We start from the raw sequence: 24,345 nt of genomic DNA, 5'->3' as shown, positions 1-24,345 counted from the left end.
ACGAGGTCCGCTGACCGTAGGGCACCGCCCACCCCGCCCGCCACCCCGCTCCGGACCAGACCGCTCCGGACCAGACCGCGCCGGACCAGACCGCGCCAGCCCGGAGCGAAACGGGCCGCTCAGCGCCAGCCCACGTCGATCCGGTCGCCGCGCTCGTCGAAGAAGTGCAGGGCGTCCATGCGTACGGAGATGGCCAGCGGGTGCCCGGAGCTGACCGCCGGGTACGGGGCGAGCCGCACGGCCAGCTCGGCGGGACGGCGGTGGTGCCGGCCCGGGTCGTTGAGCACGCTGGTGCGGTTGCCGCCGCCCCGGGCCTGCTCGGCGGGGGCCTCCTCGGCGTCACCGGCGCGCCCGGTGAGCCGCTGCATGACCTGCCCGAACCGGCGCAGCCCGCGCTGGCCGCCGCCTGCCTCCTCGGCCCGGTTGCCCATCTCGTCGACCACGATCGCGGTGGCCCCGATGTCGAGGAAGGCCAACGACTCGTGCCCGTGGTGCTCCAGGTAGCGGATCCGGCCCTGGAGGACGTGCCCGGGGGTGTCCGGCGCGACCGGGGTGAGCGCCTCGGCCCGCATCCCGACCACGATCCGCTCGCCGTGGTAGTGCGCGACGGACCGGCTGCGGATGTCGTCCCACGGCAGGTAGAGCGACTGCTCGCCCAGGTTCAGCGTCACGTACCGGTCGAGGTGGACGTAGACCGACGCCTCCAGCAGGTTCATCCTCGGGCTGCCGAGGAACGCGGCGACGTAGAGGGTGGCCGGCCGCCCGTACACCTGGGTGGGGGTGCCGACGTCCTGGAGGACGCCCTTGCGCATGATCGCCACCCGGTCGGCCATGGTCAGCGCCTCGGCCTGGTCGTGGGTGACGTAGATGGTGGTGACGCCCAGCTCGCGGGTGAGGGCGGAGATCTCCGCGCGCAGCTCCGCCCGCAGGCCGCTGTCGAGGTTCGACAGCGGCTCGTCCATCAGGAACAGGCCCGGCCGGCGGACGATGGCGCGGCCCATCGCGACCCGCTGGCGCTGCCCGCCGGAGAGCTGGCTGGGCTTGCGGCCCAGCACGTCGCCGATGCCCAGCGCGCTGGCCACGTCGGCGACCCGTTCCCCGCGCGGCGACGGGTCGACCCCGGCCAGCCGCAGGGGGAAGCCGATGTTGTCGCCCACCGTCATGTGCGGGTAGAGGGCGAAGTCCTGGAAGACCATGGCGATCTTCCGGTCCCGGGGCGGCAGGTCGTTGGCCAGCTCGCCGTCGAGCAGCACCGCACCGGCGGTCGGGTCCTCCAGGCCCGCGATCATCCGCAGCACCGTCGACTTTCCACACCCCGACGGGCCGAGCAGGACCATGAACTCCCCGTCGTTCACGTCCAGGTTTATCTTGTCGACGGCTATCGTGCCGTCCTGAAACACCTTGGTCACATCCTTGAGCGCGACGGTTGTCACCGTCTCCTCCCCAGCCCCTCGGTTGAACCCCGAATGAATGTGACCAGGATCATGGACGCCGCACATCGGGTAAACGTGCCATGTTCGGCTCGTGACAGACCTATTACATGATCCTGCGGTTCAGCCGGCTTCCCCCAGGAACACCCGCCGGACGACCCGCTCGGCGGCGTGCCCGTCCTCCAGGGCACAGAACCGCTCCCGGAACCGGCGGCGGGCCGCCGTGGCGGGTTCGGCGTCGACCGCGCCGGAGCGGAACAGGTCCAGCAGGCCGGGGAAGCTGGTGGTCACCGCGCCGGGCGGCTCGGCGAGCAGGTCCAGGTAGACGCCCCGGGCCAGCCGGTACGCCTCCCAGTCCGGGGCGTATACGACGATCGGCCGGTCCAGCACGGCATAGTCGAACATCGCCGACGAGTAGTCGGTGACCAGCACGTCGGCGGCGAGGTAGAGGTCCTCCACCCGGTCGTGCCCGCTGACGTCGAGCACCCGCGCGGGGCCGGGACCGGGCGCGGAGCCGAGCGACGAGCCGGCAGCCGCCGGCAGCCGGTCCCGGTCCCGATCCCGCTCGGCGAAGTAGTGGCTGCGCATCAGCAGCACGCCGGCCGGGCCGAGCGCGTCGCGCAGCAGCTCCGGGTCGAACGGCGGCCGGTAGCCGGGCAGGTGCTCGCGGTGCGTCGGCGCGTACAGCACGACCCGGGCGTCCGCGGCGAGGCCGAGCCGGGCGCGCACCTCGCGTACGTCGGCGTCGGTGGCCGTGACCAGCCGGTCGTTGCGCGGGTAGCCCACCTCCAGGGTGGTGTACGCGGCCGGGTACGCCCGCTCCCACATCTGGGTGGAGAAGCTGTTCGCCGAGACGCTGTAGTCCCACCGGTCCACCCGGCGCAGTAGCTTCGCGAAGTCCATCCCGACCGCGCCGACCGGGTACCGCTGCTGGTCCAGCCCCATCACCTTTACCGGGGTGCCGTGGTGGGTCTGCACGTGCACCGACCCGGGGCGCTTGCGCACGAAGTCGGGGAAGTTGACGTTGTTGACCAGCCACGTCGCCCGCGCCAGCACGCGCTGGCACTCGCGGGTGCCGGCGACGACGTACTCCACCCCGGGCGGCAGGGACTCGACCCGGTCCCGCCGGACGATCCACACCCCGCGCACCTGCGGGGCCAGCCGGCGGGCCGCCTCGTAGATCGCGGCCGGGTTGCAGGCGTACCCCCGGAACCAGTAGGCGGCGTAGACGGCGAGCTGCGGGTCGAGCGGCCGGCGCAGCTCCGCCAGGTAGTACTCGCGCAGCACCGCGTCGCGGCCCAGCCGGGCGGCCCGACGGGCAGCGGGCCTGCCCCAGCGGACGTGCCGCCCGGCGACCTCCCGGGCCTGGTTGGCGGCCCGCAACGCGCTGAACGTCCGCCACCGGCCCGCGGCGACCAGCCGGTGCTTGAGCCCCTCCACCCCGGGTGGGGCCGGGTAGCCGCCGGGCGGCAGCCAGCGGACGTAGTCGGCGGTGATCCGGTCGAAGAAGGCCGACCGCAGCTCGGGGGCGATCCGCTCGCCGTTGCCGAGCACGGTCAGGTAGTGCCAGATCATCCGCTCGAAGACCGCCGGACGCAGGCCGTCGACCGGCGGCGTCCGCTCGGCCATCCACCGGAACACCCGGTGCCACTGGACGAACACCTCGAAGTGCCGGTCGCCCCGGGTGCGGGTGATCGCCCCGGCCCGGCGCTGCCGGTAGTTGAGGCAGACCCGGTCGAGCACCCCGATCCGCTCCGCGCCCAGCAGCAGCGGGTAGCTGAACGCGACGTCCTCGTACCAGCCGGGTTCGAAGCGCAGCCCGAGGTCGACCAGGAACTCCCGCCGGACCAGCTTGTTCCAGGCGGTGTGCAGCAGCCGCAGCGCCTCCGGCCGCTCGGCCAGCCGGAACGTCTCGTCCCCGGGCGGGGTGGGGAAGGCGTCGGCCAGCGCGCTGCGGGTGGTCCGCCCGTCCCAGCGCACCCGGACGTGGTCGACGACCAGCACGTCCGGGCGGGTCCGGCGCAGCCGGGCGGCCACCTCGGCGAGGCAGTCCGGGGCGAGCCAGTCGTCGCCGTCGACGAACCAGACGTACTCGCCGCCGGCCCGGTCCAGCCCGACGTTGCGGGCCGGACCGAGGCCGACGTTGTCGTCGAGCCGGACGGCGTGCACCCGGTGGTCCCGGGCCGCGTAGTCGGCGAGGATGCCGCCGCTGCCGTCCGGCGAGTGGTCGTCGACGCCGATGACCTCGACGTCGTCGAACGGCTGGCCGAGGATCGAGTCGAGGCATTCGCTCAGGTACGCCTGCACCCGGTAGGCCGGTACGACGAAGCTGATCAGCGTCATCGGCCGGCCCCTCACGTCAGCCCGGCTGGCGGACCTCACCGCCCGCCGGGACCCCCACGCCCCGCCGGGCGCGGGCGGGCAGCACGACCCAGGCCAGGACCACGCTCCCGACGAAAACCACGAGCAGGTACGCACCGAGTGTAGTCATGGCAATCCCCGCGAAACCGGCGAAAGCCGCTACCGCGAGCGCCGCCGAGCGCCCCTCCCAGCCCAGCGTGGCGCCGTGCAGCGGCGGGGCCGACTGCCGCTTCTCCAGCCGGGCGGTCAGGTCGTAGTGGTGCAGGGTCAGCACGAAGACGTAGCCGAAGACCACCCAGGCGGGGGCCCCGCCGACCACGCCGGCGGCGATGGCGAACAGGTACTCGCCGGCCCGCAGCGCCGCCGGCACCAGCCAGTCCAGCGGGCCGTTGTGCGCCGCCCCCGCCCCGAGCGCGGCGACCAGCAGCACCAGCAGCGCCACCGGCGTCGCCCAGGCCAGCCCGCCCGCCTCGTCGCCGGCCCGCACCCGCAGCCCGGCCGCGACCAGCAGCGCCGCCGGGCCGAGCGCCCCGAGCACGGCCAGGGTCAGCGGGCCCATCGGCCGCAGCACCGGGAACCGGGCCGCGATCGGCCCGTCGTCGCGGTGCAGCGTCGCGTCGACCGTGTCCAGCACCGGCACCCACATCCAGCGGGCCCGCAGCGTGCGCAGCGCACCCGTGTACGCGAACGCCAGCACCCCCCAGGCCAGCACCGCGACGAGGCTGACCAGCGGGCCGAACAGCGCCACCGTCAGCGCGATCAGCGCCCACCGCTCCCCGATCGGGAACACCACCGTGCGCTTGAGCCAGTACGACAGCGAGCCCGTGTCGGCCTGCACCCGGGTCGACGCGGCGTTCAGCCGGTCGCCGATCCCGCCGCCGCCACCGCCCGCGCCGACGGCCTTCGGCCGGCGGGCCGCCTCGTCGTGCAGCACCCCGTACCAGGTGTCGGTCATGTGCCGGACGGTCTGCAACGTCATCGCGGCCACGGCCAACGCCCAGCCGTAGCGGAACCCGGCGGCCGTCGCCCCGTAGCCGAGGCCGGCGTAGACCAGGTATTCCTTGGCCCGGTCGGCCATCGTGTCCAGCCAGCCGCCCCACGCGCTGAAGTGCCGGGTGTAGCGGGCGAGCTGCCCGTCGACGCAGTCCAGCACGAAGCCGAGGTAGAGCAGCACCGCGCCGGTGACCAGCGCCGGCCGGCCGCCGACGCCGAACAGCACCGCCGCGACGGCCGCGAACAGCACCGAGATCGCGGTGACCCCGGTCGGCGTCAGGCCGAGCTTCGCCGACGCCTTCGTCACGTACGGCGACCAGGTGCTGACGAAGAACGTGGTGAAGAAGTCGTCCTTCTCCTTCACCGACAGCCGCAGCTCGGCCCGGTCCTCGTCGACGGCGGCGACGGCCGCCTCGGCGGCGGCCAGCCCGGCCGGGTCGGTGACCCGGTGGGCGACGAGCAGGCGTACCCGGTGGGCGAACGTCAGCGTGCCCAGCGCGGTGAGGCCGGTGAACAGCCGGTCCACGGCGGACCCGGCCGCCTCGGACCCGGCGGCCGGCGGCGTGCCCGCGACGGCGGCCGGGTCGGTGCCGGCGATCGGCGTGCCCGCGACGGCGGCGCGGGCGGCGGCGATCGGCGTTCCAGCGACGGCGGCGCGGGCGGCGGCGGCCAGCGCGGGCAGGTCGTCGCGGCCCACCCGCAGCGCGCCGCCGAACACCCCGGTCTGCCCGCCGTCGAGCCGCCCGTCCGGGCCGGCGTCGACGACCTGGCCGCGCTCCTCGCGCACCACGGCCTGGCCGGGGGCCGGCGGATCGGTCAGCACCAGGGCCACGGTCGGGCCCACCGGGCTGGTGGCCAGGTGCCGCAGTACGGCGGTGTGCGCGACCAGGTCCGTCCCGCTGACGATCACCGGGCCGGTGGCGGCGTCGACAAGCGTCGCCAGCTCGGTCAGGTTCGCGGCGCGCCGCACGTGGGTCACCCCGGCCCGGTGCCACTGCTCGGCGAGCCGGTCGGCGAGGGTGGCCCCGGCCGCGTCCCCGCCTCCTGCCTGGGCATCGGCGGCGGTCGGCTGGCCCGCGGCCGGCGTTTCGGCGGCGAGCACGATCGCGACGGTCACCGCGCGACCGCGGCGTGGTAGGCGTCGAGCGCCTCGGCGATCGTCCCGTCGACGGTCAACCGCCCGGCGTCGAGGTAGAGCCCCCGACGGCAGAACCGGGTCAGATCCTTTTCGTTGTGTGACACCAGCACGAGTGTGCGTCCCTCCCGAAGCAATCGCTCGATCGTCGCATAGCACTTCTCGCGGAACTCCGCGTCCCCGACCGCCGTCACCTCGTCCATCAGCAGGATCGGGTGCGGCAGGTGGGAGATGATCGCGAAGCCGAGGCGGACCTTCATCCCCGACGAGTAGTGCCGCACCGCCGTGTCGATGGCCCGTTCCACCTGCTCGCCGGCGAAGGAGACGATCTCATGAAAGTGTTTCCGCAGGTAGCGCGCCGACAGGCCGTGCAGCCCGCCGACGAGGTAGAGGTTCTCCCGGCCGGTCAGGTCGTTGGAGAAGCCGGCCGACAGCTCCAGCAGCGGGGCCACGTCGCCGCGGACCCGGATGCTCCCCTCGTCCGGGATGAGCACCCCGGCGATCAGCCGCAGCAGGGTGCTCTTGCCGGTGCCGTTGCGGCCGACCACCCCGACCGTCTCGCCGGGCGCGACGCGGAACGACACGTCCCGCAGCGGCCAGAACCGCCCGTCGTCGCCGGACCGGCTCTTGTCGGCGGCGAGCCCGGCGGCGAGCCCGGCGGCGAGTCCGGCGGCGGACCGGCCGGAATCGGCGGACCGGCTGCCGTTGGCGTTGCGCCCACCGGGGCGGATGAAGAACTCGCGCAGCCGAAGCTGCCGCCGCCGGTTGCGGACGAACCGGATGCCCAGCCCGTCCGCCTCGATGATCGGGTCGGCCGCCATCACAGCTCCTTGAGCACGGCGGGTTCGAGCCGCCGGAACGCCCACCAGCCGGCCGCCAGCACCAGCACGCTCACCGCGACCGTGGTGGCGAGCAGCCGGGCGTCGGGGAACTGGTCCGGATACCAGACGGCGTGGTGCAGCTGGAAGATGCCGACCAGCGGGTTCAGCTCGTACGCGGCCTTCACCCAGCCCGGCAGCGTCGACTCCCGGACCAGGCTCAGGGGATAGATGATCGGGGTGGCGTAGAACAGCACCCGGATCACCAGGCGCATGAACCGCTCGATGTCGCGCATCAGCACGTTCAACGCCGACAGCAGCAGCGCCAGCCCGACCAGCAGCACCGCCTGCACGGCGACGGCCAGCGGCAGGGCGAGCACGGACCAGCCCGGACGCACCTCGCCGCGCACCGCGTACGCGACGGCGATGGCGGCCAGGATCGGCAGGCCGGCGGCGTACTCGGCGAACCGGCCGGTGATCCGGCCGATGGGGAACACCTGGCGCGGCACGTTCATCGTGGTGATCAGTCGGGCCTGGCCGGTGAGCGCGTTGGTCGCCTCGCTCAACGCCGAGCTGGTCCACATCCAGGCGAAGATGCCGGTGATCAGGAACAGCGGGTACGACCCGGCCGCCTGCCCCAGGTGCCGGCTCGTGTCCCCCGAGTAGAGCACCCCGAAGACGAACCAGTAGATCGCGCCCATGCCCAGCGGCTCGATCAGCGACCAGAAGTAGCCCAGCACCGACTGCTGGTACTTCACCGCGAGGTCGCGGCGGACGAGGATGCGCAGCGAGCCGCGGTGCGCCCACAGGCGGGCCGCCGGCCCCTGCGGGCCGGCCGCCCGGACGCCAGACGTCACTCCGCCTCCTCGCCGGCTCAGCACTCGATCACGGCTCAGCACTCGGTCGCGGCTCAGCACTCGATCACGTTGACGGCCAGGCCGCCCCGCGACGTCTCCTTGTACTTGACCTTCATGTCGGCGCCCGTCTCGCGCATCGTCTTGATCACCTTGTCCAGCGAGACGTGGTGCACCCCGTCGCCGCGCAGCGCCAGCCGGGCCGCAGTGATCGCCTTGATGCTAGCCACCGCGTTCCGCTCGATGCAGGGGATCTGCACCAGGCCCCCGACCGGGTCGCAGGTCAGCCCCAGGTTGTGCTCCATGCCGATCTCGGCCGCGTTCTCCACCTGCTCCGGGGTGCCGCCGAGCGCCTCGGCCAGCCCGGCGGCGGCCATCGAGCAGGCCGAGCCGACCTCGCCCTGACAGCCCACCTCGGCCCCGGAGATCGATGCGTTCTCCTTGAACAGCACGCCGATCGCCCCGGCCGCCAGCAGGAACCGGACCACGCCCGCCTCGTCCGCCCCCGGCACGAACCGGGTGTAGTAGTGCAGCACCGCCGGGATGATCCCGGCCGCGCCGTTCGTCGGCGCGGTCACCACCCGCCCGCCGGCCGCATTCTCCTCGTTGACCGCGAGCGCGAACAGGGTCACCCAGTCCATCACCCGCAGCGGGTCCGCGCTGTCGGCGTCCGCCTCCAGGCCGCGCCGCAGCTCCGCCGCCCGCCGCCGCACCTTCAACCCCCCGGGGAGTACGCCGTCGCGGGCGCAGCCGGACGCCACGCACTCCCGCATCACCCGCCAGATGTCCAGCAGACCGGCCCGCACCTCGCCCTCGGTGCGCCGGGCCAGCTCGTTGGCCAGCATCACCTCGCTGATCGACAGCCCGTTTCCGGCGCTGACCGCCAGCAGCTCCGCCCCCGTGCCGAACGGATACGGCACGCGGGTGGCGTCGGGGACGATCCGGTCCGCGCCGGCCGCCGCCTCGTCCACCACGAACCCGCCGCCGACCGAGTAGTACGTCCGCTCCCGCAGGAGCGCCCCCGCCCGGTCGTACGCGGCGAAGGTCATCCCGTTCGGGTGGTACGGCAGCGACCGGCGGCGGTGCAGCACCAGGTCCCGGTCCGGGTCGAAGTCGACCTCCTGCGCGCCGAGCAGGGTCAGCCGCCGCCCGGCGTGGATCGCGGCCACCCGGGGGGCGACGGTGTCGGTGTCGACGGTCTCCGGGGCGTCGCCCTCCAGGCCGAGCAGCACGGCGGGGCCGCTGCCGTGGCCGTGGCCGGTGGCGCCCAGCGAGCCGAACAGCTCGGCGCGCACCCGGGCGACGCCGGCGAGCAGGCCGTCGGCCTTGAGCCCGGTCACGAACGTCCGCGCCGCCCGCATCGGGCCCACCGTGTGCGAGCTGGACGGCCCGATGCCCACGCTGAAGAGATCGAAAACGCTGATCATATGCACTTCCTCGCCGTCGTACGCCCCTGTACGGACCCGACCGGCGAGCCTACCCGCCGCCCGCCTCCTCACTCGGTGCGTCGGGGCGGGCCCGCCCGGGTATGCACCTACGGGTCAGGGGTACCGGGATCCCCCTCGCGACGGAGGGCGGGTGCAACGGCGGTTCCTACCGTTGAGTCAGAGGCGGCGGGCACGCCGCAGAGTGGGAGTACGACGATGAGTCGCAAACTGGTCCGGCCCCGCGAGGGGCGCATGCTCGCCGGCGTCTGCGTCGGCCTGGCCCGCCGGTTCAACACGTCCGCCAACCTGGTCCGGCTGCTGTTCCTGCTGTCGCTGCTGCTGCCTGGCACCCAGGTAATCGTCTACCTGGTGCTGTGGGTGCTCATGCCGAACGAGGACCGCTACGCCACCACCCGCTACTGACCCGCCGCACGAGGACGCCCGCCCCGGCTCCCCCCGGGGCGGGCGTCTCGCCGTTCGCGGCGACGGGTCAGGGCGCGACGTAGGTGACGGTCACCTTCTCGTACCCGAGGGAGCGCAGCAGGCCCTCCAACATCTTGTTGGTGTTCTCCTGCGCGCGGTCGGTCAGGCCGCTGTCGCGGGCGGCTGCCGTGATCCGGTCCTCGGCCAGCTTGTAGACCTGCTGCTGGCGGTTCGGGTCGCCCTTGACCAGGTCGTTGATCCGGTTGAGCAGGCCGCGCTGCTCCGCCACGACATAGCTCTTCTCCATGTCGAGGTTGGTCTGGCCGAGCTGCGGCGCGGGCAGCTTCACCTCGACGGACTTCCCGTCGGGCGAGACGACCACCGCCCCCTCACCGATCTTGGTGAAGTCGACGTACGCCTCCACGCTGCCCGCCCCGACGAAGAGGGTGCGCTGGTTGAGCAGGAACTCCGGCACGTTGTCGCGGTCGTTCTGGAGGTCGACCACGACCTGGAAGTTGCCCTCGGCCGCGACGTAGCGGCTGAGATCCTGGATCGACTTGAGCAGCGGCGGCTGGCTGCGGTCGGTCTGCTCCTTGGCGAAGGGGTTACGGAAGTCGGGGAACACGCCGGTGGCCTGCGCGCCGAGCAGCACGACCACGGCCACCGCCGCCGCGCCGAGCACCACGAGCAGCCCCCGAGCGGGCCCGGAGGGGCCCCGGGGGGCGGGCCGGTCGACCTCACCGTCGTGGGACATCGCTCACCATCCTCGATCGAACATCGTCTGGGCATGACGTTACGGCCCCCATGCGACACCCGCCCGCCAACCACCCACCCCACCCACCCCGCCCACCCCGCCCCCCGCGCCCTCCCGGCGCCCCGCCCCGGCCTGGTGATCAAGAGGTTTGCGTCAGGCTGGTGCCCCTGCCGTGACGCAAACTTCTTGATCACCGCAGCGTATGGTTCGTGGCGTGCCCAGCGGTCGTCTCATGCGGATCCACAGCGCCGAGTTCCAGGCCATGGCCGCCCGGGTCCTGCGGGTCACCGAGCTGACCTCCCGCCTGAACGTGCTGCCCTTCGAGGACGAGGCGGGCAAGGCGGAGTTGTTCGCCCAGATCCTCGGCAGGCCGCTGCCGGCGCGGGTCACCATCTATCCGCCGTTCTACACCGACCACGGCCTCAACCTGGACCTCGCCGAACGTGTGTTCATCAACCAGAACTGCACGTTCCTCGACTACGCCGGCATCCGGCTCGCCGAGCGGGTGATGGTCGGCCCGAAGGTCACCTTCATCACCAGCGGCCACCCGGTCGACCCGGAGGAACGGCGGCTGTACCTCACCGGCGGGCCCATCGACGTGGCGGAGAACGTGTGGATCGGCGCGGGCGCCACGATCCTGCCCGGCGTCAGCATCGGCCGGGACGCCGTGGTCGCCGCCGGAGCGGTCGTGGCCGACGACGTCCCGCCGGCGACCCTGGTGACCGGAGCCAAGGCGACCACGCGCCGCCAGTGGTGACCGGGCCCTCCTGGTAGCGGCGGACCGGAGCACAAGATTGCGTTCCATCGGCGCCCAAGATCGTGCTCGATCAGGGAAAGCGTGGCCTCGCTCGGCCCAGAACCCAACTCCTTCCCCGATCGAGCACGATCTGCAGGCCACAACGCGACCGCCGAAACCCCGGCGGACCAACCGGCCCGAAACGCGCCAGAACCAGGAGATCTTGGAAGCCGATGGCCCCTCCGGGGGCCGGAATCTTCCAAGATCCGAGTCCCACCAACGGCATCGAGCCAGTCGGGGCAGGCGCTCTGTCAGTCGACGATCGCCGTCGCCTCGACCTCGACCTCGACGTCGGGCTCGAAGAGGTGGTCGACACCGATGAGCGACGCCGGAGGCAGGGGCCGCGGCAGGCCGAGTTCCGCCGCGACATCGTCGACGCCGGCCATGAAGTCGCCGATCCGCTCCGGCGCCCAGTTCGTGACGTAGAACGTCAGGCGGACGACGTCCGAGAAGCCCGCGCCAGCGCTACCCAGACCGCGGGCCGTGTTGCGGAGCGCTTGGGCGACCTGCCCCCGGAGGTCACCGGACGCCACCGGCCGCCCCGCCTCGTCGCGGCTGATCTGGCCCGCCACGTGGACGTGGCGCGACCCCGACGCGACCGCGACGTGGTGGTAGGGAACGGGCTGCATCATGCCTTGGGGGGAGAAGAGTTGGACACCCATCGCAATTCCTTCCTCGAACCAACCTTGGTATCCCCTTGATACCTGGTGCTTAGAGGAAACTTCAACGAGACTAGGTGTCATGGCAGATACCGACCCCGGCACGGCGGAACGCCTCGACGTCACCCCGGCGCACCGTGAACTCCTGGACCAGGTCCTCGACAAGTGGTCGCTGGAGGTGCTCAACACCCTCTGCGAACGACCCTCGCGGTTCAACGAGCTGCGCCAGGCGATCCCGGCCGTCAGCCAGAAGTCGCTGAGCGCGACCCTGCGCCGCCTCGAACGCAACGGCATCGTCGAGCGTCGCGTCCTCTCGTCGCGGCCGGTCGCCGTCGAATACCGGATCACGCCGCTGGGCAAGACCCTCCGGTCGCCGGTCGACGTCCTCCTCGACTGGGCCGACCATCACCTGGGTGCCATCGAGGCGGCACGCCGGGCGTACGACGAGGCAGACCCCACCGCATCGTGACGACGGACGAGATCGCGCAGCTCGACGGCAAGCGCCCGCCCCGAGTACGGGACGGGCGCGTCGCGCCTGCGCCGGGTCAGGCCCGCTCGGGGACGTGCGCGACGAACGCCCGCCACGCGACCGGCCCGAAGGCGAGCGCCGGCCCGCTCGGGTCCTTCGAGTCGCGTACGCCCACCACGCCCGAAAGATTGTCGGCGACCTCGACGCAGTTGCCGCCGTTGGAGCTGCTGCGGGTGCTGGTGCGCCACTGGGCGCCGGTCAGGTCAGCCACGGTCGCTCTCCCAGGAATTCGATGGACTGGTCTCGCGGCAGCGCGACCGACCTCACGGTATCCCAGACCGCCCACAGAGGAGCAACGTCGTTTGTGATGCGCCCGGCGGCCTGATCGTCGAGGTAGCCGACCTCGTCTCCATCGGGCGTCGTCGCGATGACGAAGGGTCCGGCCTGTCCGGGATGCAGGCCGGCGCTCAGCGGCAGCACGTGCACCATCACCATGGGCCGCTGGGCCATGGCGAGGAGGTGATCGAGCTGCGGGCGCATCACCTCGGGCTCGCCCCGACGCAGGGCAGCTTCGTCGATGACAAAGACGGACAGCGGCGGCCGGGGCCGATCGAACACCGCCGCGCAACGCCGAAGCCGCATCTCCACGTGATCGTCTGCGTCCGCCATCAGCGGACCGCAGGCAAGAACCGCGCGGGCGTATGCCTCGGTCTGAAGCAGACCCGGAATGACGACTGACTCGAAGCACCTCAGGCCAATGGCCTCGCGTTCGATTTCGGTCCAGGGGCGGAACCACGCCGGTTCCCTCCGCCGCAGTACGTCCGGCCACAGCTCCAGTACGTCCCTGCCCAGCAGTTGCGCGACCTTGGCGCGGTGTCTGGTCTGCGGAATCCGCCCGTGGCTCGCCCATCGGGCCGCTGTCTTCGGGTCCACGCCTATCTCGGCCGCAAGGCTCTCCGCCGTGTGCCCGGTCTCCACCATCGCCACCTGCACGACCTTGTTCATCACGCGCCCTCCCGCATCATCCCGCCACATCCCGCTACATTCAGGAGACATAGTGCAACGCAGTGTGTTCGCTCGGCAACCATCGGCATGGTGACGGGTGGAACGGCACGGCCGGTGGAGGGGTGACCCCGGCGGGCGTGTCCGTCGAGGGGGCCGCCCGGCTCCTACGTGCGCGAGGAGCGGCACGACGGGTGGGCGGCCCCCTCTCCAGAGTCGACGGAGAGGGACGATCCATGGCCCGCATACCCCGCCCGCACCTGCCCGTGCGCCCCGTCTGGCTGTGCCGCGCCTGCGGCCACCCGTGGCCCTGCGGCACGGCGCGGCTGTCGCTGCTGACGGAGTACCGGGGCAACCGCACCGCCCTGCTGATCTACCTGGCCACCCTCAAGGTCGAGGCCGAGGAGCAGCTCGCGCGGCTGACGCCCGGCGCGACGCCGGCCGAGCTGACCGAGCGCTTCCTGTCCTGGGCCCGCGCCCGGGGCTGAGCCGGGCGTGCGCGCTCGGACGGGCCGGGACCAGGTCAGGGGTTCGCCGGGGCCCGCCCGCGCAGGGATCAAGCCTGACCGCCCGGAGCGGGCGGGCCCCGGCGAACCCCCACCCCGCAGGGCAATCCGGCGAACCCCCACCCCGCAGGGCAGTCAGGCAAACCCCCACCCCGCAGGGCAGTCAGGCAAACCCCCACCCCGCAGGGCAGTCAGGCGAACGCGCTGAGCCCCGTCAGCCGCTGCCCGACGACGAGCTGGTGGATCTCGGAGGTGCCCTCGTAGGTGAGTACGCTCTCCAGGTTGTTGGCGTGCCGCATGATCGGGTACTCCCCCGAGACGCCGTTCGCGCCGAGGATGGTGCGGCACTGCCGGGCGATGGCCAGCGCCTCCCGCACGTTGTTCAGCTTGCCGACGCTGACCTGCTCGGGCCGCAGCCTCCCGGCGTCGGCGAGCCGACCCAGGTGCAGCGCCAGCAGGAAGCCCTTCTGCCACTCGACGGCCATGTCGGCGAGCTTGGCCTGGGTGAGCTGGAAGCCGGCGATCGGCCGGCCGAACTGGGTGCGCGTGGTCGCGTACGCCAGGGTGGTCTCCAGGCAGTCGCGGGCCGCGCCGAGCGCGCCCCAGACGATGCCGTGGCGGGCCTCGGTGAGGCAGCTCAGCGGGGCCTTGAGCCCGGCCGCGCCGGGCAGCAGCGCGTCCGCCGGGAGCCGGACGTCGTCGAGCGCGATCTCGCCGGTGACGGAGGCGCGCAGCGACATCTTGCGGCGGATCTCGCGCACCGACACCCCGGGCGTGTCCAGGGGTACGGCGAATCCGCGCACCCCCTCCTCGGCGCGGGCCCAGATCACGGCGACGTCGGCGACCGGCGCGTTGGTGATCCACATCTTGCCGCCGTGCAGCAGCCAGTCGTCGCCGTCGCGGCGGGCGCGGGTGGCCATCGACGCCGGGTCGGAGCCGTGGTCGGGCTCGGTCAGCCCGAAGCAGCCGATCGCCTCGCCGGCCGCCATCGGGGGCAGCCAGCGCCGCTTCTGCTCCTCGCTGCCGTAGCGCCAGATCGCGTACATGGCCAGCGAGCCCTGCACCGAGACCAGGGACCGCACGCCGGAGTCGCCGGCCTCCAGCTCCAGGCAGGCCAGCCCGTATGCCACGGCGGTGGAGCCGGCGCAGCCGTACCCGGTCAGGTGCATGCCGAGCAGGCCGAGCCGGCCGAACTCCCGGGCCAGCTCGCGGGCCGGCACCTCGCCCCGCTCGTACCAGTCGGCTACGTGCGGCCGAACCCGGTCGTCGACGAGCCGGCGCACGACGGACCGGATCTGGCGTTCCTCGTCGTCGAGGAGGGAGTCCAGGTCCAGCAGGTCGACAGGAGTCATCCCGTCACCCTAACGAAGCCTCAGGAGCGGGTCACTCGTGCTGACCGGCCAGCACCAGCACCCGGGCGTGGATCTGGTTGCGCTGCTGGAGGGCGGCGCGCAGCGCCCGGTGCAGCCCGTCCTCCAGGTAGAGCCCGCTGTTCCACTGCACCACGTGGGGGAACAGGTCCCCGTAGAAGGTGGAGTCCTCGGCGAGCAGCTTGTCCAACGCCAGCTCGCGCTTGGTGGTGATCAACTGGTCCAGCCGCAGCGGACGCGGCGGGATCTCCGCCCACTGCTTGAGCGTCAGATTGTGCTCCGGATAGGGACGCCCGTCCCGGACCGCTCTGAAGATCACGACGGCACGCTCCCCTCCCCCTCACCGTTCCGACCCACCGCGCCGGGTCGGATCGCGGCGTGGCGCCGCGCGGCACGGCACCGATGACCGTGCCAGCGTAGCCGCCCCCGCCACACCGCGTTTTACTCCCTCATGTCGCTTTCGCGACCACCGTTGGTCAACCCGCCAGGCGCCGCCGGGCCGGGCCGCCGACGCCCCCGGCGTCAGCTCCAGCGCCCCCGCCGGACCACCTCGTCGACCGGGCGACGCCCCCGCCGCAGCGACGGCGACGGGTGGTCCGGCGCCCGGTAGCCGACGGTGAGCGCGCCGACCGGGTCGAACTCCGCCGGCACCCCGAACGCCTCCCGGTACGCCTGCGTGCGCTGCGGCGGGATGCCGAAGAAACATGCGCCCAGCCCCTCGTCCACGGCGGTGAGCAGCATCAGCAGGGCGGCGAAACCGGCGTCGACATACCAGTACGGCACCGGCCAGCGCTCCTGCGCGCGGTCCGTCCAGCCCTTGTCCGGCTCGGCGTACCGGTCGAGGTACGCCGAGCGGTTGGCGTGCGGCACGACGATCAGCGGGGCCCGCCGCATCCCGGCCAGCCACCGCTCGCGCCCGCCGCCGTCCGGGGTGGTCGCCGCCCAGAACCGTTCCCGGTCCGCCGGCTCCTCCAGCACCAGGAACCCCCAGCCCTGGGCGAACCCGGCCGACGGGGCCCGCACGGCGTGGTCGAGCAGCCGCTGCACCACCTCCGGCGGGACGGGGCGGTCCGGGTCGTAGTTGCGCACCATCCGGCGTCGCCGGAGCACCTCGGCGAACTCCACGCCGCCCGCCCCGCTGCTACCGGGCCCCGGGCCGGATGCCCATGGTGCCCCGCCAGGTGTCCCCCGGCTCCAGGGTGATCACGTCCTTGCCCGAGCGGTACGCGTCCGGCGGGCAGGTCATCGGCTCGATCGCCACCGAGCGGCGGTGCCGCTCGCCGGTGAGGGTGTCCCCGGAGAAGACCTGCCACCAGCCGAACTCGCGGTCCGCCCAGACGGTGACGGCCGCCGCGTCGTCCGGGGCGGCCAGGGTCACCGAGGAGCCGCCGTCGGCGTCGCGGACCACGTCGCCGAACGCCGTGTCGAGCACCGCGTGGCCGATCCGCCGGGGGCTGGTGTAGTCGTATTCGGTGCCGGCGACCGGGGTCGCCCCGACCGGCAGCAGCCGCCCGTCCACCTGCACCCGCAGCTTCGCCGGCACCCGCAGGGCGAGGTCGTCCACCGCCACCCCGGGCAGTTGCAGGTAGGGGTGCATCGAGAAGCCGAACGGGCAGGGCTCCCCGCCGACGTTGGTGGCCTCGTGGTCGATGCGCAGGCCGCCGGGGCCGACCGAGTATCGGTTGCGCAGCCGCAGCGCCCACGGGTAGCCCGGCTGCGGGGGCAGGTCGTAGCCGAGGGTCACCGCGTCGTCGGACCGCTCGACGAGGTGCCACGGCACCCAGTTGACCAGGCCGTGCAGGGCCGCGCCCCGGCTCGGCTCGGTCAGCGTGAGCTGGAACTCCCGGCCGCCGAAGGCGTACTGGCCGTCGCGGATCCGGTTCGGCCAGGGGGCCAGCACCTGCCCGGCCCCGCCGGGGCAGAGCTCGTCGGCGGCGAACCCGTCGACGTAGTCGACGCCGTCGTGCCGGTACGTCCGCAGGCCGCCGCCGACCTCGACGAGCACAGCCTCGTGGCCGGCGGCGGAAATGGTCCACTGGGTGCCTGACGGCGGGCGGGGTGCGGCGTTCTGCATGCCGGTGACCTTAGTCGGTCACCTCGGCACACGGGGTGCGGCTGTCGGTCATGGCCGCGCCCCGGAGGCGACGCCCGCCCGGTAGCGCACCAGGGCCGGGAAGACGGCCGCCAGCAGCACCGCGAGCACCGCCGCGGCGAGGCCGCCGCCGACCCAGGCGACGCCGGTGCCGAAGCCGGCGGCCGTCGCGCCCGCCCGCAGGTCGCCGAGGCGGGGCCCGCCCGCCACCACCACCGTGTTGACGCCCTGGAGCCGGCCCCGCATCCGGTCCGGCGCGTGCACCAGCAGCATCGTCTGCCGCAGCACGGCGCTGACCAGGTCGGCCGCGCCGGCCACGGCGAGCAGCCCGACCACCAGCCAGAGCTGGCGGGCCAGCCCGGCGGCGGCGATGGCCAGCCCCCAGCCGACGACGGCGCACACCAGCGCCACTCCCTGCCGGTGGAGCCGGCCGATCCAGCCGGAGGTGAGCCCACCGAGCATCGACCCGATGGCGATGGCGCTGAACAGCCAGCCGACGGCCGCGCCGCCGCCGAAGCGTTCCTCGGCGATCTCGGGGAACAGGGCCCGGGGCATCGCCAGCACCATCGCGACGAGGTCGATGGCGAAGGAGAGCAGCAGCACCGGCGTGGTGGCCAGGTAGCGCAGCCCGTCGACGACGCTGGCCAGCCCTGCCTTGCGGGGCGAGCCGTCGCCGTCGGGGTCCGGCTCCGGCGGCAGCGCCGGCATCCGCAGCGTCGCCCAGACCGCCGCCGTGAAGAAGACCGTGTCCACGGCGTACGCGATGGGCAGCGCGACCCCGACCTCCCAGGCCGCGAAGATCAGCCCGGCCAGCAGCGGCCCCAGCACGGACGCGGCGGTGTGGGTGGTGAAGTTCAGGGTGCTCGCGGCCGGGACCAGCTCGGCCGGGACGAGCCGGGGGATGCTCGCGGTGCGGGCCGCCCCGCTGACCGCGAAGCCGACCGACTGCAACGCCACCAGGACCAGCAGCAGCACCGGGCTGCCCACCCGGAACACGGCCTGGGCCAGCAGCCCCACCATCGACGCCCAGAGCACCGCCTGGCTGACCAGCAGCACCGCGCGCCGGTCGCGGGCGTCCGCGACCGCGCCGCCCCACAGCCCGAAGACCAGCAGCGGCAGGAACGCGGCCACGCCGAGCAGCCCGACCCAGAACGAGTCCCGGGTCAACGCGAACATCTCCACCGGCACGGCCACGGCCGTGAACTGGAAGCCGAGCATCGCGACGCTGTTGCCGACCCAGATCCGCCGGTAGACGGGCACCCGCAGCGGGCGCAGGTCGATCGCCCAGCGGCGCGCCCCGCGCGGCCGGGTCTCCTTGACGGCGGTCACGGGGCGAGCCGCTCCACGACCCACCGGCCGTCGTCGGCCGGGCCGGGGTCGGGCGCGGTGCGGCGGAACCGCAGCCGGTCGTGCAGCCGGCTGGCCCGGCCCTGCCAGAACTCCACCGTCTCGGGGCGCACCCGCAGGCCGCCCCAGTGCGGGGGCGCGGGCACCCGGTCCACGTCGGCGAACCGCTCGGCCGCCGCCCGGTAGCCGGCGTCCAGCGCGGCCCGGTCGCCGATCACCCGCGACTGCTCGCTGGCCCACGCGCCGAGCTGCGAGCCGCGCGGCCGGCTGGCGAAGTACGCCTCGGTCTCGGCCCGGTCGACGGGCTCGATCCGCCCGGCGACCACCACCTGCCGCTGGCGGGGAAACCACGGAAAGACCAGGCTGGCGTACGGGTTGGCCAGCGCCTCCGTGCCCTTGCGCGAGCCGAGGTTGGTGAACAGGACGAAGCCCTGCGCGTCGTAGCCCTTGAGCAGGACGGTGCGCCCGCTGGGGCGGCCGGCGGCGTCGGCGGTGCCGAGCACCATCGCGTTCGGCTCGGGCAGGCCGGACGCGACCGCGTCGGCGAACCAGCGGGCGAACTGGGCGTGCCAGTCGGCGGCCAGATCCGCCTCGGAAAGGCCCAGGTCGGCGGCGTACTCGTTACGCATGCCGGCCGGGCTGGGTGTGTCACCCGTCACAGCTATCCTCCCCTTCGGTGGCCCCGTCACCCTCGGCGACGCTGGCCAGCCCCTACCGCCCAGTCTCATCGACCCGGCCCGCTTGTCTACCGGCGGGGATGTCGCGTGCAGCACAGTCGCAGCGGGTCGCGCAGCCGGTTACCCACCAGGCAAGATGTCACGAACACGTCCCTGAGGGTCGCCTAAGGCGCTCGGCCGGCCGGGCCGGATGAGCCCAGGCGGGCGCATCGAGCAGATCCAGGAGTAAGAATGGCCGACTTCAAACCGGGCCTGGAGGGCGTCGTAGCCTTCGAGACCGAGATCGCCGAGCCCGACCGCGAGGGTGGCGCGCTGCGCTACCGCGGCGTGGACATCGAGGATCTGATCGGTCAGGTCTCCTTCGGCAACGTCTGGGCGCTGCTGGTCGACGGCCGGTTCGGCCCGGGCCTGCCGCCGGCCGAGCCGTTCCCGGTGCCGGTGCACTCCGGCGACATCCGGGTCGACGTGCAGTCCGCCGTCGCGATGCTCGCCCCGTACTGGGGGCTCAGCCAGCTCCTCGACATCTCCGACTCCCAGGCCCGCGAGGACCTCGCCCGGGTGTCGGTCACCGCGCTCTCCTTCGTCGCCCAGTCCGCGCGGGGCCTGGGCCTGCCGGCGGTGCCGCAGAAGGAGATCGACAAGGCGGAGACGATCGTCGAGCGCTTCATGAAGCGCTGGCGCGGCGAGCCCGACCCCCGCCACGTCAAGGCCGTCGACGCCTACTTCATCTCGGCCGCCGAGCACGGCCTGAACGCCTCCACCTTCACCGCCCGGATCGTCGCCTCCACCGGCGCGGACGCCGCCGCCTGCATCTCCTCCGGCATCGGCGCGCTCTCCGGCCCGCTGCACGGCGGCGCGCCGTCGCGGGTGCTCAGCATGCTGGAGGCCGTCGAGCGCAGCGGCGACGCCGAGGGGTACGTCAAGGGCGTCCTCGACCGGGGCGAGCGGCTGATGGGCTTCGGCCACCGGGTCTACCGGGCCGAGGACCCGCGCGCCCGCGTGCTGCGCCGCACCGCCAAGGAGCTGGGCGCGCCGCGCTTCGAGATCGCCGAGGCGCTGGAGAAGGCGGCTCTGGCCGAGCTGCAGGCCCGCCGCCCGGACCGGGTGCTCGCCACGAACGTCGAGTTCTGGTCGGCCGTGGTGCTCGACTTCGCCGAGGTGCCCGCGCACATGTTCACCTCGATGTTCACCTGCGCCCGGATGGGCGGCTGGAGCGCGCACATCCTGGAGCAGAAGAAGCTCCAGCGGCTGGTCCGCCCGTCCGCCCGGTACGTCGGGCCGGGCAGCCGCAAGCCGCAGCAGGTCGAGGGCTGGGACGCCATCCCGCACGGCGTGTAGCAGTGCAAGGAAGGGCACCCTGTTAACGCTTTCTGCATAGCACGGGCCCCCTGTTAACACCCCGCCACCTGGGTGCGCGACGCCCGCCCGATCCACCCGTCGACGCGACGACGGAAGGGGCCCCGCCGGTTCGGCGGGGCCCCTCCGCGTACCACGGGGTCCGGCCGGCCCCGCGCGGCGCGTGACCGAGGGTGGGGTGGCGACGCAGCCGGGCGGATGTGTCAGACGCCTCAGCTCCGGCGGCGGGACCGCCGGGTGTCGGGGCCGGCCCGGGTGCGAGGATGGGGGCTCGGCAGTGCCGCCGGACCGGGCTCGGATCCGGCCGCCCGTGCGCCCCGCGCACGCGCCCGTCCTCCGCGCCCGACCACCACCTGTGACCGGGCCCCGCCCACGCGGAAGGATCTCGACAACCGTGGCTGACGCACCGACCATCCGGATTCCCGACGACATCAAGCCCGCCGACGGGCGGTTCGGCTGCGGGCCGTCCAAGGTCCGTCCGGCGGCCGTCTCCGCCCTCGCCGACGCGGCGACGGGCTTCCTGGGCACCTCGCACCGGCAGAAGACCGTCCGCGACCAGGTCGCCCGGCTGCGGCGCGGCATCGCCGAGTTCTACTCCCTCCCCGAGGGCTACGAGGTGGTCCTCGGCAACGGCGGCACCACGGCCTTCTGGGAGGTCGCGACGTTCGGCCTGATCCGGGACCGGGCGCAGTTCGCCAGCTTCGGCGAGTTCGGCGCGAAGTTCGTCAAGTCGGTCAAGGACGCGCCCTTCCTCGGCGAGCCCACCGTGCGCAAGGCCGAGCCGGGCAGCGCCCCGGCGCTCGTCGCCGAGGCCGGCGTCGACGCGTACGGGCTGCCGCAGAACGAGACCTCCACCGGCGTCGCGGTGCCGATCAACCGGGTCGCCGGTGCCGACGAGGGCGCGCTGCTGCTGGTCGACGCGACCTCGGCGGCCGGCGGCCTGGCGGTGGACGTCGCCGAGACCGACGTCTACTACTTCGCCCCGCAGAAGTGCTTCGCCTCCGACGGCGGCCTCTGGCTGGCCCTGATGTCGCCGGCCGCCCTCGACCGGGCCGCCGAGATCAAGGCGTCGGGCCGCTACATCCCGGCCTTCCTCGACCTGGTCACCGCAATCGACAACTCGCGGCTGGAGCAGACCTACAACACCCCGGCGCTGGCCACCATCTTCCTGGCCGCCGAGCAGACCGACTGGATGAACGAGCAGGGCGGCCTGGCCTGGGCGGCCAAGCGCACGGCCGAGAGCGCCGGCATCGTGTACGGCTGGGCCGAGCGCTCCGCCGTGGCGACCCCGTTCGTCACCGACCCGGCGCTGCGCTCCAACGTGGTCGCCACGATCGACTTCGCCGACGGGGTGGACGCGGCGGCGATCGCCAAGGCGCTGCGGGCCAACGGCATCGTCGACACCGAGCCCTACCGGAAGCTGGGCCGCAACCAGCTCCGGATCGCGCTCTACCCGGCCGTCGAGCCGGCCGACGTGGAGGCGCTGACCGCCTCGATCGACTACGTGGTCGAGCGGCTCTGAGGCATCGTCACACTGGGTGGCCACGGCAGCGCCGCCGGCCACCCAGTGTGATCATCTTCGCAGCTCATCCGCGACATGCGGGTGTCGCATCCCCCACGTGGTTGCGGATGGGCGTACCGTGGTGCGGGACGCCCGGGTGGCCGACCCGTGGCGTGCGGCCAGCGAAGCGGGACGGAGGCAACGCTCATGCGCCCAGTACGCTTCGTCGCCCTCTCCGAGGACGGCCAGGCTCTGGTGCTCGCCGACGAGGTCGGGCGGCTGCTCGCCCTGCCCATCGACGAGCGGATCGCCGGCGCCCTGCACGCCGAGCCGGGCGCACCCCCGCTCGCCGTGGTGCCGAACACCACCGACCACCCCCTGCCGTCGCTGTCCCCGCGCGACATCCAGGCCAAGATCCGCTCCGGCGAGTCCGCCGAGGACGTGGCGCGCGTCGCGGGCGTCCCGGTCGACCGCGTGCTGCGCTACGCGGGCCCGGTGCTCCAGGAGCGGGCGATGCTCGCCCAGCACGCCCGGCGCACCCGGCTCAAGGGCGCGGAGAAGCCGACCCCGCTGGCCGAGGTGGTCAACGGCCGGCTCGCCCAGCACGGGATCGACACCGAGAAGATCTCCTGGGACGCCTACCGGCGCGACGACGGCACCTGGCGGATCATCGCCACCTGGCCGTCGGGCAAGGCCACCGCGCAGGCGGTATGGGACCTGGACAAGACCCGCCAGCACGTCGTCCCGCACGACGACATGGCGCAATACCTGTGCGCCGAGCGCCCCACGCCGATCCTCGGCCAGGAGCCGGCCCCGGAGCGCGGCGGCCACGCGCTGCCCGGCCCGTCGCGCGGCGAGCCGAGCCGGGGCGGGCACGGGCTGCCCGCGGCGGCCGGCGAGCACAGCCGCCCGGGGCGGGACCCGATCCGCGCCGGGCGGGACGCCCTGCTCGCCTCCCTGGACCGGCCGCTCGGCTCGACGTCCGGCCGGGGCCTGGAGCCGCGTACGCCGGCGGCGCTGGCCGGGTCGGACGCGCCCCGGCAGCGGCCGGTCGCCGGCGGGGCGGCGGCCCTGCTCGGCGGCGGCCAGGGCTCCGCGTTCGACGACGACTCGGACGCGCCGAAGGAGGTCCCGGCCGTGCCGTCGCTGGCGGTGCTCCGGCCCCGCCGCACGGGCGCTGCCGCGGCGGCCTCCGGCGGCGAGGCCACCGACGCCTCCGGCAAGCCGCGCAAGCGCCTGCCGAGCTGGGACGACGTGCTGTTCGGCAGCGGCCCGGCCGCCCGCGAGTCCTCCTGATCCACCCGCCCGCCGGGCGGCGCGCCGACCCTGCCACGGCGAGGCGCGCTCGGCGTCCCGGCGTGGCAGGGTGGTGCGTATGGAGTACACGAATCTGGGACGCACCGGTCTGTCGGTGAGCCGGCTCTGCCTCGGCACGATGAACTTCGGGCCGCAGACCAGCGAGCCGGACAGCTTCGCCGTCATGGACCGGGCGATCGAGCACGGCATCAACTTCTTCGACACCGCCAACGTGTACGGCTGGCAGACCGGCGAGGGCATCACCGAGCAGATCATCGGCCGCTGGTTCGCCCAGGGTGGCGGGCGGCGCGAGAAGGTGGTGCTGGCCACCAAGGTCTACGGCAAGATGGGCGACTGGCCCAACGAGCAGGGCCTGTCCGCCCGGCACATCATCCGGGCCTGCGAGGACTCGCTGCGCCGGCTCCAGACCGACGTCATCGACCTCTACCAGATGCACCACGTCTCCCGGGCCACCCCGTGGGAGGAGATCTGGCAGGCGATGGAGACCCTGGTCGCCCAGGGCAAGGTCGTCTACGTCGGATCGTCCAACTTCGCCGGTTGGCACATCGGGCAGGCGCAGGCGGCGGCGGAGCGGCGCAACTTCCTCGGCCTCGTCTCCGAGCAGTCCATCTACAACCTGCTGACCCGGGCCGTCGAGCTGGAGGTGGTGCCGGCCGCCCAGCACTACGGCCTCGGCATCATCCCGTGGTCCCCGCTGCACGGCGGGCTGCTGTCGGGAGCCCTGCGCAAGATGGCCGAGGGCGGGGCCGCCCGCAGCGCCTCGGGCCGCGCCGCCGAGAGCCTGGCCGAGCACCGGCCGACCATCGAGGCGTACGAGAAGTTCTGCTCCGACCTCGGCCACGACCCGGCGGACGTGGCGCTCGGCTGGCTGCTCTCCCGGCCCGGGGTGACTGCCCCGATCATCGGCCCGCGCACCATCGACCAGCTCGACCGGTCGCTGGGCGCGCTGGACGTCCGGCTCGACGAGGCGGCGCTGACCCGGCTCGACGAGCTGTTCCCGCCGGTGGGCAAGGGCGGCCCAGGCCCGGAGGCGTGGGCCTGGTAGGGCCTTCGCCGGC

Annotated in this window: 24 protein-coding genes; 8 read left to right on the top strand and 16 right to left on the bottom strand. The window is 73.6% G+C overall.

Features of this window, described 5'->3' with window-relative positions:
- Positions 1-119 precede the first annotated feature (119 nt).
- From ACFYWL_RS11780 to ACFYWL_RS11755, 6 genes are all read right to left on the bottom strand, one after another.
- The gene (locus tag ACFYWL_RS11780; RefSeq protein ID WP_386970800.1) at positions 120-1,433 is read right to left on the bottom strand and encodes an ABC transporter ATP-binding protein; all 1,314 of its coding nucleotides are present in this window, start codon (positions 1,431-1,433) and stop codon (positions 120-122) included.
- 120 nt (positions 1,434-1,553) lie between these two features.
- On the bottom strand, positions 1,554-3,773 hold the full coding sequence (locus tag ACFYWL_RS11775; protein WP_386970797.1) for a CDP-glycerol glycerophosphotransferase family protein: 2,220 nt from the start codon (positions 3,771-3,773) through the stop codon (positions 1,554-1,556).
- A gap of 16 nt (positions 3,774-3,789) precedes the next feature.
- Positions 3,790-5,763 carry a DUF5941 domain-containing protein gene (locus ACFYWL_RS11770; RefSeq protein WP_386971315.1) on the bottom strand — a complete coding sequence of 658 codons (1,974 nt, stop codon included), beginning with the start codon at positions 5,761-5,763 and terminating at the stop codon, positions 3,790-3,792.
- A 134-nt stretch (positions 5,764-5,897) separates the two neighbouring features.
- Positions 5,898-6,740: an ABC transporter ATP-binding protein gene (locus tag ACFYWL_RS11765; RefSeq protein WP_386970795.1), complete on the bottom strand. Its 843-nt coding sequence runs from the start codon at positions 6,738-6,740 to the stop codon at positions 5,898-5,900.
- Positions 6,740-7,594, bottom strand: a complete 855-nt coding sequence (locus ACFYWL_RS11760; RefSeq protein WP_386970794.1) for an ABC transporter permease — start codon at positions 7,592-7,594, stop codon at positions 6,740-6,742. Before ACFYWL_RS11760 ends, ACFYWL_RS11765 begins: the two co-directional genes overlap by 1 nt.
- Before the next feature lie 53 nt (positions 7,595-7,647).
- Positions 7,648-9,018, bottom strand: coding sequence for an L-serine ammonia-lyase (locus ACFYWL_RS11755; RefSeq protein WP_386970792.1), 1,371 nt, complete (start codon positions 9,016-9,018; stop codon positions 7,648-7,650).
- Positions 9,019-9,234: 216 nt separating this feature from the next.
- Here ACFYWL_RS11755 and ACFYWL_RS11750 point away from each other — a divergent pair, with 216 nt between their 5' ends.
- Positions 9,235-9,441 (top strand): PspC domain-containing protein, encoded by a 207-nt coding sequence (locus ACFYWL_RS11750; RefSeq protein WP_386970790.1) that lies wholly within the window; start codon positions 9,235-9,237, stop codon positions 9,439-9,441.
- Positions 9,442-9,508: 67 nt separating this feature from the next.
- Here ACFYWL_RS11750 and ACFYWL_RS11745 read toward each other — a convergent pair whose 3' ends face one another.
- Positions 9,509-10,195, bottom strand: coding sequence for a DUF4230 domain-containing protein (locus ACFYWL_RS11745; RefSeq protein WP_386970788.1), 687 nt, complete (start codon positions 10,193-10,195; stop codon positions 9,509-9,511).
- 214 nt (positions 10,196-10,409) lie between these two features.
- Here ACFYWL_RS11745 and ACFYWL_RS11740 point away from each other — a divergent pair, with 214 nt between their 5' ends.
- Positions 10,410-10,952 carry a DapH/DapD/GlmU-related protein gene (locus ACFYWL_RS11740; RefSeq protein WP_386970786.1) on the top strand — a complete coding sequence of 181 codons (543 nt, stop codon included), beginning with the start codon at positions 10,410-10,412 and terminating at the stop codon, positions 10,950-10,952.
- A gap of 290 nt (positions 10,953-11,242) precedes the next feature.
- Here the strand turns inward: ACFYWL_RS11740 and ACFYWL_RS11735 are convergent, their stop codons facing one another.
- Positions 11,243-11,653: a RidA family protein gene (locus ACFYWL_RS11735; RefSeq protein ID WP_386970783.1), complete on the bottom strand. Its 411-nt coding sequence runs from the start codon at positions 11,651-11,653 to the stop codon at positions 11,243-11,245.
- A gap of 79 nt (positions 11,654-11,732) precedes the next feature.
- Here ACFYWL_RS11735 and ACFYWL_RS11730 point away from each other — a divergent pair, with 79 nt between their 5' ends.
- On the top strand, positions 11,733-12,119 hold the full coding sequence (locus ACFYWL_RS11730) for a winged helix-turn-helix transcriptional regulator (protein WP_386970780.1): 387 nt from the start codon (positions 11,733-11,735) through the stop codon (positions 12,117-12,119).
- Positions 12,120-12,195: 76 nt separating this feature from the next.
- On the opposite strand, the gene ACFYWL_RS11725 is transcribed toward ACFYWL_RS11730, so the two are convergent.
- Positions 12,196-12,390: a DUF397 domain-containing protein gene (locus tag ACFYWL_RS11725; protein ID WP_386970777.1), complete on the bottom strand. Its 195-nt coding sequence runs from the start codon at positions 12,388-12,390 to the stop codon at positions 12,196-12,198.
- Positions 12,378-13,124 (bottom strand): Scr1 family TA system antitoxin-like transcriptional regulator, encoded by a 747-nt coding sequence (locus tag ACFYWL_RS11720; protein ID WP_386971313.1) that lies wholly within the window; start codon positions 13,122-13,124, stop codon positions 12,378-12,380. The genes ACFYWL_RS11725 and ACFYWL_RS11720 overlap by 13 nt, the downstream gene beginning before the upstream one ends.
- Positions 13,125-13,357: 233 nt before the next feature.
- Between ACFYWL_RS11720 and ACFYWL_RS11715 the strand changes: the two genes are divergently transcribed.
- On the top strand, positions 13,358-13,609 hold the full coding sequence (locus ACFYWL_RS11715) for a flavin reductase (RefSeq protein WP_386970775.1): 252 nt from the start codon (positions 13,358-13,360) through the stop codon (positions 13,607-13,609).
- 209 nt (positions 13,610-13,818) lie between these two features.
- Here ACFYWL_RS11715 and ACFYWL_RS11710 read toward each other — a convergent pair whose 3' ends face one another.
- The 6 genes from ACFYWL_RS11710 to pdxH form a co-directional block, all read right to left on the bottom strand.
- Positions 13,819-14,979 carry an acyl-CoA dehydrogenase family protein gene (locus ACFYWL_RS11710; protein ID WP_386970772.1) on the bottom strand — a complete coding sequence of 387 codons (1,161 nt, stop codon included), beginning with the start codon at positions 14,977-14,979 and terminating at the stop codon, positions 13,819-13,821.
- Positions 14,980-15,010: 31 nt separating this feature from the next.
- Positions 15,011-15,316 (bottom strand): type II toxin-antitoxin system VapB family antitoxin, encoded by a 306-nt coding sequence (locus ACFYWL_RS11705; protein WP_043961565.1) that lies wholly within the window; start codon positions 15,314-15,316, stop codon positions 15,011-15,013.
- A gap of 203 nt (positions 15,317-15,519) precedes the next feature.
- Positions 15,520-16,122, bottom strand: a complete 603-nt coding sequence (locus ACFYWL_RS11700) for a nitroreductase family protein (protein ID WP_386970769.1) — start codon at positions 16,120-16,122, stop codon at positions 15,520-15,522.
- A 16-nt stretch (positions 16,123-16,138) separates the two neighbouring features.
- On the bottom strand, positions 16,139-17,071 hold the full coding sequence (locus ACFYWL_RS11695) for an aldose 1-epimerase family protein (RefSeq protein WP_386970767.1): 933 nt from the start codon (positions 17,069-17,071) through the stop codon (positions 16,139-16,141).
- 48 nt (positions 17,072-17,119) lie between these two features.
- Complete coding sequence (locus tag ACFYWL_RS11690; RefSeq protein ID WP_386970765.1) at positions 17,120-18,418, bottom strand: MFS transporter; 1,299 nt, start codon at positions 18,416-18,418, stop codon at positions 17,120-17,122.
- Positions 18,415-19,101 (bottom strand): pyridoxamine 5'-phosphate oxidase, encoded by a 687-nt coding sequence (pdxH, locus tag ACFYWL_RS11685; RefSeq protein WP_386971310.1) that lies wholly within the window; start codon positions 19,099-19,101, stop codon positions 18,415-18,417. Before pdxH ends, ACFYWL_RS11690 begins: the two co-directional genes overlap by 4 nt.
- Before the next feature lie 243 nt (positions 19,102-19,344).
- Between pdxH and ACFYWL_RS11680 the strand changes: the two genes are divergently transcribed.
- From ACFYWL_RS11680 to ACFYWL_RS11665, 4 genes are all read left to right on the top strand, one after another.
- Positions 19,345-20,451, top strand: coding sequence for a citrate synthase 2 (locus ACFYWL_RS11680; protein WP_077935784.1), 1,107 nt, complete (start codon positions 19,345-19,347; stop codon positions 20,449-20,451).
- 412 nt (positions 20,452-20,863) lie between these two features.
- A complete protein-coding gene (serC, locus tag ACFYWL_RS11675) occupies positions 20,864-21,991 on the top strand; it encodes a phosphoserine transaminase (protein WP_386970762.1) in 1,128 nt (375 codons plus the stop codon).
- A 186-nt stretch (positions 21,992-22,177) separates the two neighbouring features.
- A complete protein-coding gene (gene sepH, locus ACFYWL_RS11670; protein ID WP_386970759.1) occupies positions 22,178-23,266 on the top strand; it encodes a septation protein SepH in 1,089 nt (362 codons plus the stop codon).
- Between the two features lie 79 nt (positions 23,267-23,345).
- Positions 23,346-24,332: an aldo/keto reductase gene (locus ACFYWL_RS11665; protein ID WP_386970757.1), complete on the top strand. Its 987-nt coding sequence runs from the start codon at positions 23,346-23,348 to the stop codon at positions 24,330-24,332.
- Positions 24,333-24,345 lie beyond the last annotated feature (13 nt).

It is taken from the genome of Micromonospora sp. NPDC002575 (assembly GCF_042889525.1).
GTDB classification, from domain to species: Bacteria; Actinomycetota; Actinomycetes; order Mycobacteriales; family Micromonosporaceae; genus Micromonospora; species Micromonospora carbonacea.
Note: the sequence above shows the minus strand (reverse complement) of the source record. Positions and strands in the feature narration are given on the sequence as shown.

Excerpts from the sequence above, each read along its gene's own strand:
- ACFYWL_RS11775 (WP_386970797.1), bottom strand. The coding sequence starts at position 3,773 with ATGACGCTGATCAGCTTCGTCGTACCGGCCTACCGGGTGCAGGCGTAC.
- ACFYWL_RS11765 (WP_386970795.1), bottom strand. The coding sequence starts at position 6,740 with ATGGCGGCCGACCCGATCATCGAGGCGGACGGGCTGGGCATCCGGTTC.
- ACFYWL_RS11755 (WP_386970792.1), bottom strand. The coding sequence starts at position 9,018 with ATGATCAGCGTTTTCGATCTCTTCAGCGTGGGCATCGGGCCGTCCAGC.
- ACFYWL_RS11750 (WP_386970790.1), top strand. The coding sequence starts at position 9,235 with ATGAGTCGCAAACTGGTCCGGCCCCGCGAGGGGCGCATGCTCGCCGGC.
- ACFYWL_RS11745 (WP_386970788.1), bottom strand. The coding sequence starts at position 10,195 with ATGTCCCACGACGGTGAGGTCGACCGGCCCGCCCCCCGGGGCCCCTCC.
- ACFYWL_RS11735 (WP_386970783.1), bottom strand. The coding sequence starts at position 11,653 with ATGGGTGTCCAACTCTTCTCCCCCCAAGGCATGATGCAGCCCGTTCCC.
- ACFYWL_RS11730 (WP_386970780.1), top strand. The coding sequence starts at position 11,733 with ATGGCAGATACCGACCCCGGCACGGCGGAACGCCTCGACGTCACCCCG.
- ACFYWL_RS11720 (WP_386971313.1), bottom strand. The coding sequence starts at position 13,124 with ATGAACAAGGTCGTGCAGGTGGCGATGGTGGAGACCGGGCACACGGCG.
- ACFYWL_RS11715 (WP_386970775.1), top strand. The coding sequence starts at position 13,358 with ATGGCCCGCATACCCCGCCCGCACCTGCCCGTGCGCCCCGTCTGGCTG.
- ACFYWL_RS11710 (WP_386970772.1), bottom strand. The coding sequence starts at position 14,979 with ATGACTCCTGTCGACCTGCTGGACCTGGACTCCCTCCTCGACGACGAG.
- ACFYWL_RS11695 (WP_386970767.1), bottom strand. The coding sequence starts at position 17,071 with ATGCAGAACGCCGCACCCCGCCCGCCGTCAGGCACCCAGTGGACCATT.
- ACFYWL_RS11680 (WP_077935784.1), top strand. The coding sequence starts at position 19,345 with ATGGCCGACTTCAAACCGGGCCTGGAGGGCGTCGTAGCCTTCGAGACC.
- sepH (WP_386970759.1), top strand. The coding sequence starts at position 22,178 with ATGCGCCCAGTACGCTTCGTCGCCCTCTCCGAGGACGGCCAGGCTCTG.
- ACFYWL_RS11665 (WP_386970757.1), top strand. The coding sequence starts at position 23,346 with ATGGAGTACACGAATCTGGGACGCACCGGTCTGTCGGTGAGCCGGCTC.